The sequence below is a fragment of the Sulfurihydrogenibium sp. genome (genome assembly GCF_027448985.1).
In the GTDB taxonomy this organism is placed as follows: Bacteria; Aquificota; Aquificia; order Aquificales; family Hydrogenothermaceae; genus Sulfurihydrogenibium.
This window is the reverse complement of the sequence record NZ_DAIDMN010000142.1, coordinates 1-1,805: the sequence shown is the minus strand read 5'-3', so window position 1 is coordinate 1,805 and position 1,805 is coordinate 1. Positions and strand designations below refer to the sequence as shown.

Annotated in this window: 3 protein-coding genes; all 3 read left to right on the top strand. The window is 33.5% G+C overall.

What is annotated here, in order from left to right:
• Positions 1–97: 97 nt before the first annotated feature.
• Complete coding sequence (gene rdgB / locus NE054_RS08060) at positions 98–736, top strand: RdgB/HAM1 family non-canonical purine NTP pyrophosphatase (RefSeq protein WP_297890447.1); 639 nt, start codon at positions 98–100, stop codon at positions 734–736.
• Positions 726–935 (top strand): MoaD/ThiS family protein, encoded by a 210-nt coding sequence (locus tag NE054_RS08055; RefSeq protein WP_297890445.1) that lies wholly within the window; start codon positions 726–728, stop codon positions 933–935. The genes rdgB and NE054_RS08055 overlap by 11 nt, the downstream gene beginning before the upstream one ends.
• Positions 932–1,805 (top strand): TIGR00269 family protein (locus tag NE054_RS08050; RefSeq protein ID WP_297890443.1); only part of this gene is annotated, 874 nt, incomplete at its 3' end. The genes NE054_RS08055 and NE054_RS08050, both read left to right, overlap by 4 nt.

Genomic DNA, 1,805 nt, shown 5'->3' with positions numbered 1-1,805 from the left:
CATCATGTGAAAACAAAAAATCTAATGTTAAAAAATTAACAAAAGAAGATTTTCAAGCAGCTTTTTGTCCGTCAATAAAAAAAGAGGAGAAAAAACAGTGAAAATCCTTCTTGCAACAACAAACGAAGGAAAGTTAAGAGAACTAAAAAGTATTTTAGAAGACTTAGGTGTAGAGCTTTTATCGTTGAGAGATATGGACCGGTTATTTGAAGTAGAAGAGGATAAAGAAACATTTTTAGAAAATGCTATTAAAAAAGCGACTTTTTACGCAAACTTTTATAAATTACCCGTTATAGCGGAAGATGCCGGATTAGAGGTAGACCAGCTAAACGGATATCCGGGAGTGTATTCGGCAAGATTTTACAGTATAGATTTTGGTGGAAAATTAGAAAACCAAAACCTTTCAAAAGACCAAAAAAACAACATAAAACTTTTAAAACTCCTTGAAGGAGAACAAAACAGAAAAGCAAGATACAAAACTGTGGTTACTTACTACGACCCAACATCAGGACTTGGTTTTTGGACGGAAGGAGTATGTGAAGGAACTATTGCAGAAAAGCCGGAAGGAACAGGTGGTTTTGGATACGACCCAATTTTTATTCCCCAAGGTTATGACATGACGATGGCACAACTACCACCTGAAGAGAAAAATAAAATAAGTCACAGAGGTAAAGCTGTAAGAAAGTTAAAAGATTTGTTAAAATGTGTGTTAAAAGGAGAAAAAGGTGAACCTTAAAATCAAGTACAGAGGAGAAGAGAGAGTTTTAACTTTTGATAAAGAAAAGATAAAAGCAAAAGATATTTTAAAAACATTGGGACTTTCAAAAGATTTTGCTTTTGTGGTTAAAAATGGAGAGATAGTTGATGAAAATGAGACTATAACTCAAGATGACGAAGTAAGAGTTGTAAATGCGATATCCGGAGGAAAATTTTGAGAAAATGTATTAAATGTGGAGAAAAAGCACAGGTATATCTACCGCAATATAGATTATCTCTATGTAAAAAACACTACCTTGAATGGTTTGACAACAGAGTAGAAAAAACTATAAAAGAGTTTAAAATGTTTACAAAGGAAGATAAGGTTTTAGTTGCGGTATCCGGAGGGAAGGACAGTTTATCTTTATGGCAAGCATTAGTTAACCTTGGTTATCAAGCAGATGGATTTTACATAAACTTAGGTATTGGAGAGTACTCTCAAAAATCCCAAGAACTTGCACTAAAATTTGCAAGCAAAATAGGAAGGACTCTCCATCAGGTAAGTCTGAAAGAAGAGATAATGCCTATTCCGGATATAAAAAAATACGATTCAAGACCTGCCTGTTCCGTATGTGGAACAGTAAAAAGATACTATATGAATAAATTTGCAAAAGAACAAGGATATAAAATAATAGCAACCGGACACAACCTTGACGATGAATCGGCAGTTTTGTTTTCAAACACATTAAATTGGAGTGTAGAGTATCTAAAAAGACAGTACCCAGTTTTACCGGAAGAAGACGGTTTTATCAGGAAAGTAAAACCACTTTGTAAGATATCTGAAAAAGAAAGTGCTATGTACGCCGTTTTATCATCGATAGATTACATAGAACAAGAATGTCCATTTTCAGAAGGAGCAACTTCAATAGATTACAAAATCTTTTTATCTCAACTTGAAGAAAAAAGCCCCGGAACAAAACTAAGGTTTTACAGTGAATTTTTAAGGAAAATGTATCCAATTTTAAAACAAGCTGAAGAAAAACCAAAACTTCAACCGTGTAAAATATGTGGAGAACCATCTACAAATGAAGTATGTGCAGTTTGTAACC